Origin of the sequence: Clostridioides sp. ZZV14-6009 (genome assembly GCF_020658095.1) — a bacterium.
Taxonomy (GTDB): domain Bacteria; phylum Bacillota; class Clostridia; order Peptostreptococcales; family Peptostreptococcaceae; genus Clostridioides.
The window spans coordinates 246875-252874 of the sequence record NZ_JAGWDG010000004.1 but is presented as its reverse complement, the minus strand read 5'-3'; the positions used below and the strand labels follow the sequence as shown (position 1 = coordinate 252874).

Annotated in this window: 12 protein-coding genes; 7 read left to right on the top strand and 5 right to left on the bottom strand. The window is 27.2% G+C overall.

Features of this window, described 5'->3' with window-relative positions:
* The 4 genes from KGF36_RS08490 to KGF36_RS08475 form a co-directional block, all read left to right on the top strand.
* A partial coding sequence (locus KGF36_RS08490; RefSeq protein ID WP_227854675.1) for a hypothetical protein occupies positions 1-359 on the top strand: 359 nt, incomplete at its 5' end.
* A 69-nt stretch (positions 360-428) separates the two neighbouring features.
* Positions 429-659, top strand: coding sequence for a hemolysin XhlA family protein (locus KGF36_RS08485; RefSeq protein ID WP_227830488.1), 231 nt, complete (start codon positions 429-431; stop codon positions 657-659).
* 19 nt (positions 660-678) lie between these two features.
* Entirely contained in the window at positions 679-936 is a 258-nt protein-coding gene (locus tag KGF36_RS08480) for a phage holin family protein (protein WP_032509861.1), read from the top strand.
* Positions 936-1751, top strand: a complete 816-nt coding sequence (locus KGF36_RS08475) for an N-acetylmuramoyl-L-alanine amidase (RefSeq protein ID WP_227830487.1) — start codon at positions 936-938, stop codon at positions 1749-1751. The genes KGF36_RS08480 and KGF36_RS08475 overlap by 1 nt, the downstream gene beginning before the upstream one ends.
* A 75-nt stretch (positions 1752-1826) precedes the next feature.
* Here KGF36_RS08475 and KGF36_RS08470 read toward each other — a convergent pair whose 3' ends face one another.
* Positions 1827-2009 carry a hypothetical protein gene (locus tag KGF36_RS08470; protein ID WP_227830486.1) on the bottom strand — a complete coding sequence of 61 codons (183 nt, stop codon included), beginning with the start codon at positions 2007-2009 and terminating at the stop codon, positions 1827-1829.
* A 354-nt stretch (positions 2010-2363) separates the two neighbouring features.
* On the opposite strand from KGF36_RS08470, the gene KGF36_RS08465 reads away from it, so the two are divergent.
* Positions 2364-2660 carry a hypothetical protein gene (locus KGF36_RS08465; protein ID WP_227830485.1) on the top strand — a complete coding sequence of 99 codons (297 nt, stop codon included), beginning with the start codon at positions 2364-2366 and terminating at the stop codon, positions 2658-2660.
* A gap of 9 nt (positions 2661-2669) precedes the next feature.
* On the opposite strand, the gene KGF36_RS08460 is transcribed toward KGF36_RS08465, so the two are convergent.
* Positions 2670-3149, bottom strand: a complete 480-nt coding sequence (locus KGF36_RS08460; RefSeq protein ID WP_227830484.1) for a hypothetical protein — start codon at positions 3147-3149, stop codon at positions 2670-2672.
* A 656-nt stretch (positions 3150-3805) separates the two neighbouring features.
* On the bottom strand, positions 3806-4198 hold the full coding sequence (locus KGF36_RS08455; protein ID WP_227829963.1) for a winged helix-turn-helix transcriptional regulator: 393 nt from the start codon (positions 4196-4198) through the stop codon (positions 3806-3808).
* 140 nt (positions 4199-4338) lie between these two features.
* On the opposite strand from KGF36_RS08455, the gene KGF36_RS08450 reads away from it, so the two are divergent.
* Both KGF36_RS08450 and KGF36_RS08445 read left to right on the top strand, forming a co-directional pair.
* A complete protein-coding gene (locus tag KGF36_RS08450; RefSeq protein WP_054275535.1) occupies positions 4339-4734 on the top strand; it encodes a pyridoxamine 5'-phosphate oxidase family protein in 396 nt (131 codons plus the stop codon).
* A 117-nt stretch (positions 4735-4851) separates the two neighbouring features.
* Positions 4852-5271, top strand: a complete 420-nt coding sequence (locus KGF36_RS08445; protein ID WP_227829962.1) for a PaaI family thioesterase — start codon at positions 4852-4854, stop codon at positions 5269-5271.
* Positions 5272-5351: 80 nt separating this feature from the next.
* Here the strand turns inward: KGF36_RS08445 and KGF36_RS08440 are convergent, their stop codons facing one another.
* On the bottom strand, positions 5352-5552 hold the full coding sequence (locus KGF36_RS08440) for a hypothetical protein (RefSeq protein ID WP_227829961.1): 201 nt from the start codon (positions 5550-5552) through the stop codon (positions 5352-5354).
* 12 nt (positions 5553-5564) lie between these two features.
* The gene (locus tag KGF36_RS08435) at positions 5565-5993 is read right to left on the bottom strand and encodes a hypothetical protein (RefSeq protein ID WP_227829960.1); all 429 of its coding nucleotides are present in this window, start codon (positions 5991-5993) and stop codon (positions 5565-5567) included.
* Between the last annotated feature and the right edge of the window lie 7 nt (positions 5994-6000).

The following is a 6000-nucleotide window of genomic DNA, read 5'->3' as shown; positions in this document are numbered from 1 at the left end:
TTTATTCAGGAACTGCAAATGTTATAAGTTCTTCTTCATCTAAGATATTTAATACTTATGGGAATGCTACAGTTGTTCAATGTAGTTACATTTCAATTAGTAACATTACTTATAACCCTACGATATTTATTGCATATAGTAGTATTGAAAGTGGGAATAGTAGCACACGTTGGACTAATTCTACGGCTATTTACTATAGTGGTAACTTTTTTTGTTCTTCTATAAATACTGCACTTGGAGCGCTAGAAAACCCTTGGCTTTGGAGCCTTAGCGAGTTCAAAAACGGGAATACTATAACATGCCCTATCATAGGAGTTAAAAGCGGTAAAGTTAATTGGATTGCTTTAGCTTACAATTAATTTTATGTGAAAAGTAAAAGACTTAGATGAATCTCTAAGTCTTATTTTAATACAAATAAGGAGGCTTACATGAATGAAGAACTTTTAGAAGCAGATTTAAAAAGACATGAAACAAGAATAAATAAACATGGAGAAGAAATAGATGAATTAAAGATAGCAAATATAGAGTCTAAAGCAGAGTTAAAAGCACTATGTGAGAACTTAAACTCACTTACAAGCATGTTAAAGTGGTTGATTGGAACAATGATTACAACACTAGTAGGATTCTTTATATTTGCTATTCAAAGAGGATTATTTTAATTAATTAGGAGGAAGAGAGATGGATAATTTAATAAGTTTCATACCAGAGCAGTTGCTAATTTTAGTGGCTGCTCTTTATGTTATAGGAGCAGGTTGCAAGAAATATAAGCAATTAGATAACAAGTATATTCCAGTAGTATTATTGATACTTGGAATAGGTTTCTCAGTGTGGATGTTAGGATTAAATGCTGATTCAGTACTGCAAGGTGTAATTTGTTGGGGAGTTGCAATAGGTATAAACCAAACTTATAAACAGTTGAAGGAGGAAAATAAATAATGAAAATAGCAATAGTACCAGGGCATACTTTAAGTGGAAAAGGAACAGGGGCAACCGGCTATATAGATGAAGGAAAAGAAAATAGAGTACTAACTGATTTAATTGTTAAATGGTTGAAACAAGGTGGAGCTACTGTATATACTGGAAAAGTAGATAAGTCTAATAACTACTTAGCAGAGCAATGTCAAATAGCCAATAAGCAAAATGTAGACCTAGCAGTACAAATCCATTTTAATGCCAATAAAACAACACTAAATCCTATGGGCACAGAAACAATATATAAAACTAATAACGGCAAAGTATATGCTGAAAGAGTCAACAAGAAACTAGCAACAGTATTTAAAAATAGAGGTGCGAAATCAGATGTTAGGGGTCTTTATTGGCTTAAACATACAAAAGCTCCTGCAATATTAATAGAAGTATGCTTCGTAGATAGTAAGGCAGATACAGACTATTACATTAAAAATAAAAATACAGTTGCAAAGCTAATAGCTGAGGGTATATTAAATAAAAAAATAGATAATGTTGAGGTGAAACAGATGTATAAGCATACAATAGTTTACAGTGGTGATGATAAAGTATCAGCAGACATTTTAGGACTATATTGCAATAGAGCAAAAGAAAGTTATTTAGTTACAGATATAAAAGACTATAATCCACATCAAACACAAAATCTTTATGTTATAGGTGGTTGTACTTGTAATAAAATGAAAGAAATGAGTAAGACTACAGGAGAAAAATTTACACAAATATATGATAGTGATGTATGGTCAACTATGGATAAAGCTAGAGAATTTGTAAAAGAAAAGTTATAAATTTGATATATATATTAAAATAGGTAAAAAGAATTTTATATAAGATTCTTCTTATCTATTTTAATGGGTTAAATTTTATACTAAATCACACTTGCACAACAAAATCATTATTCTATGAAGGCAAGATTCTACAATATCTTCTCCATATTTTTTAATGAAATCATCAAGCTGAGTCTCTATGAATGAATAATATTCTTTTAAATTAGCAATATATGCAGTCATTATATGAATACATTCATCAATCATATCATTAAACACAAACCATCACCCCTAGAAAACGAAAAATAAAAAATATTCAGTAAATTATGCATATTATATTATCTAAAATCTTATATAGATAATACTTTTTTAAAAGATATTTTACAAGTAGATATGCGAAACTAGGCATTATAATTGTAAAACTAGTTATATTTATTAATTTTATAGCCAAAGAGAAGTACACAGCAATAAAGAGTAATGATAGATTTGACACACTTTACAAAGCATTAGATTTTATTGATAGATAGATTGGAAGTAATTACCAAAATAATTATGAAAATATGGAAAAATATGTTTAATATAATTTTAATAAGGTATAAAGTTTTATAAATAGAATGATAAGGGGTGGATAAGATGTTAATATATGATAAGAGTTTTTATCCAAATAATGTTTATCCAGCGATAGACTTTCTCAAGATAAAAAGACAATTAAAATTAATATACAAGAATGATTTATCAGATTGTGGAAGCATATGTATAATAGAAAGAAAAGACTATTCTATATCTGTAAACAGTATAGGTGAAGTAAATATATACTATGATTCAAAGTTTAAGCAATGTGTACAAGATGTAATAAAAGATATTGAAGGAATGTTTAAAAGCCAAATTAAAAGTTTTTATTTAATAGATAGATTAGAAGGTAGCAACTAGAGTTAGTTGTTACCTTCTTTTTTTATACTTTCTTTCTTTAAGTTTTTTATTTTCTATATTATCTAATGCTTGTAATGAATTTATATAGAATTTTTGATAACTATTTGATTTTTTCTGAAATTCACATATTAGATACGAATAAACACAAAAAAAGGCAATTATTATAGCACCAGCAATATAAATATTTTTTATAATATCGACAATAAATATACTAAAGAAAATTGATATAAATGTAGAAACAATAGCAATCATAAATGGAATTGCTGGATTGTTTTTAGAATCTAACATAGTTTTGATGCGTGTTTTTTCTGTTTTTATATTTTCTATTGAATCCATCTCCTTAAGAGAATTATAGAATCTGTAATTGCATTTATAATATTCCTCAGCTTCTTTTATGTCTGGTTTTTCTTCTTCTTGAATAACATACAACTGTTCTATAGGGCTTTTTTTGTTAAATTTAATAATATCAAATATATCATCGAGAAACATATTTTATACCTCCATAAATTAATGTCTAATATACTTTAATTTATAGCATATTTAAGAACTTATATCAGCAATTTGTCGAACGATTTTAGATAAAAATAGAGCTAGTTGAGAAAAATATACTCAAATATAGGAGCAATGATGTATGGTCAACAATGGATAAAGCTAGAGAATTTGTAAAAGCTAAATTATAAGTTTTATACTCCTAAAGACAAAACTTTACTATACTTCATATATAGTTTTCAAAATATATCAAGTAACATTTCATAAATTTATACAGAAAAAGAGTGTTTTGTTTTTTTCAAAACACTCTTTTTTATGTGAATTTTAATAATTAATTTTTTAAAATTAATAATACAGTTATTATTTCTTTTTCAAATTTATAGTTTCCTCATTATTATTTCAAGATACAGTTACTTTATAGTTAGAGCCATCACTTCGGTATTTTCCATCTCTTTTACTTCTCATTATTTTTTCTTGGCCAACATCTATATCTTCATTTATAATTATGATTTCTTCCTGACCAGATAAAAACTTATATAAGAATTTAAAGTTTATCTAAATTTTTTTATATTTATTAAAAAATCCTCTATGTTCTTTTATTTTTTCCATATCTAAATTGTAATAATTAGCTTATAATATAATTTAATTCAAAAAAATTAAGTTATTTTCCTACATTCCTTGCAATTAAGTCCACATGTGTTTTTTTCCTGCATATTAATAGCACCCCAATTAGCAAATTTACCCAAAATAGGTACAATACTTTTACCCTTATCAGTTAATGTATATTCAACTCTTGGAGGAATTTCATTGTATTGTTTACGATGAACAATTCCATCAGATTCTAACTCTTTTAATGATTGAGCCAACATAGTATTTGTAATTCCATCTAGTTTTCTTTTTATACTACTATATCTAATTGGTTTATCAACTGCTAACATACATATAATAGGTAATTTCCATTTACCACCAACAATATCTAATGCATAACGTATTGGACAAATTAATTCTTCACTATTTTTATTTACTTTATTTTCATTTTCTACACTCATTATAAACCTCCCTTTATTCCTATAGTATCTTTTTTATACTTTATCAGAAAAAACTGCATACTTGTTTTTTTCTTGTTTTATATTAAAATTATATCAAAGGATAATCCTTAATACAACTATTTAAAAGGGGTGTAATAATTATGAAAGCACTAGATTTTTTAAACAAAGCGGGAGTTTATTATTTAGCAACAACTGATGAAAGTAATCAGGCACATGTACGTCCTCTTGGATTCGTTATGGAATACGATGGAAAACTTACATTTTGTACATCTAATCAAAAGAATATGTTTAAGCAACTTAATCTTAATCCAAAGGTTGAGATTTGCTGTATAGACCAAAAATGCAATACTTTACGTATTTTAGGTGAGGCAGTATTTGTTACATCAAAAGAAACACAGAATAAGGCACTTGAAGTAATGCCAAGTTTGAGTAAAATGTATTCTGTGGGAGATGGTAAGTTTGAGATATTCTGTATTGATAAAGCAAGTATCAATTGTTATTCAATGAGTGGCAAAAAAGTTGATGTAGAACTTTAATTTTAAGTAAATTTTTATAGAAGATAATCATTAAATGTTACAAAACAAATATACAGTGTTCTAATAAAATAAGTATATTTATTGATTTACATACCTATATCAGGAGGCATAATTTACATGAATGAAAATGAAAAGCTTTATAATAAAATAAATGATAGTTTTAAAAAACAAAATTTTTTATCGCTTATTGGTGCAGAACTTGAGCATGTTGAAAATGGTAAAGTAATAATTACGTGTAAGCGCAAAGATTCTTTAACTCAACAACAAGGTTTACTGCATGGAGGAGTTGTTACATCATTGGCTGATGTATCATGTGGATATGCGGCTCTAACAACAATGCCTGAAGATTCAGAAGTTTTAACTGTAGAATTTAAAATAAATTTAATTAGACCAGCAACTTCAGACAAAATTATAGCTACTGGAAGAGTTATAAAAGCTGGAAGGACTTTGGTTATAACAGAATCAACAGTTACAGATGAAAGTGGAGACAAAATTATTGCCAAAATGATGGCAACTATGATTACAGCAAAAAAATAGTTTTAAATATATTATTTTAAGAGAACTATGATATAATAAAAAAATAGAAGTGTATTGGTAGTACACTTCTATAGCTATAACTAAGCATTCTCATGTCGGGGAGTGCTTTTTTCATTTTTCCAAACAACATTGTTTTTTTCATCTGTAATTATCAAATCAATTTCAATATCTTTCAAAATTTCTTTTGCAGTACAAATGAGATTATCTAAGCCAAAACTTCGAGTTATCTCCAGTTGCTTGTTACTTAGAACTCTTTTAAGTATATAAGTCTTAAAACACATTTATATCACCCCTTAAGCACTAAGACATTCTTGTAAGCATTCTTCTGCTTCTTCTAATGTAGAAAACTCATCTACGTATTGGTCGAAGTTTCTAATATATTCAGTCTTATATTTAGTGCTATTCATTTCTATAAAAGCAATAGTTTTACCATTATCATAGTAGCGACTTATCACGAAGTATTTTTCTATGGTAGATATAATTTCTTTATCCTCCAGGACCATGTTTTCAGCACTGAAATTAGGTGCCATGCTATGATTGCCTACTCTTATGTACTCACAATTATTATCATCATTAAAACGAATTTTAGCACGTCTAACAGTATCATCTTCTTTATAAGTTATAGTTTTATCAGTTCTTTTAATAACCTCTATAGTGTATATGCAGTCATGGTCACAAACACTTTTTGCAAAATAAGTTTTACCTACTTCAAATTTTATCATTTTAAAT